Genomic DNA, 342 nt, shown 5'->3' with positions numbered 1-342 from the left:
GCCCGCGGTGCTGCGTGGATTCGTCCGGCGGCCTATGCGGGTGGCGCAATCGGCGCCGGTGCCCGCGCATGGTCGGCTGGCCGGGGTACCGGAGGCACAACGCGGTGAGATCGTGCTGGACATGGTGCGGGCCCAGGCGGCCGCGGTGCTCGGACATGATTCGGGCGAGGACATCCGGCCCGATCAGCGCTTCGACGAGATCGGCTTCGATTCGCTCGGCGGGGTGGAGTTCCGTAATCGGCTGAGCAAGACGACCGGTGTGCAGCTGCCGTCCACGCTGTTGTTCGACCATCCCACCCCGGCGGCGGTGGCGGCGCTGGTGCTGGCGAAGCTCGCGCCGCC

Annotated in this window: 1 protein-coding gene; it reads left to right on the top strand. The window is 71.1% G+C overall.

The window, feature by feature from the left end; translation table 11 throughout:
• Nucleotides 1-58: 58 nt before the first annotated feature.
• On the top strand, nucleotides 59-342 hold a 284-nt coding region (locus tag GV790_RS31515; protein ID WP_309139050.1), incomplete at its 3' end, for an acyl carrier protein.

This window comes from Nocardia cyriacigeorgica, assembly GCF_010858045.1.
In the GTDB taxonomy this organism is placed as follows: domain Bacteria; phylum Actinomycetota; class Actinomycetes; order Mycobacteriales; family Mycobacteriaceae; genus Nocardia; species Nocardia cyriacigeorgica_E.
This window is presented reverse-complemented; position numbering and strand designations above follow the sequence as displayed.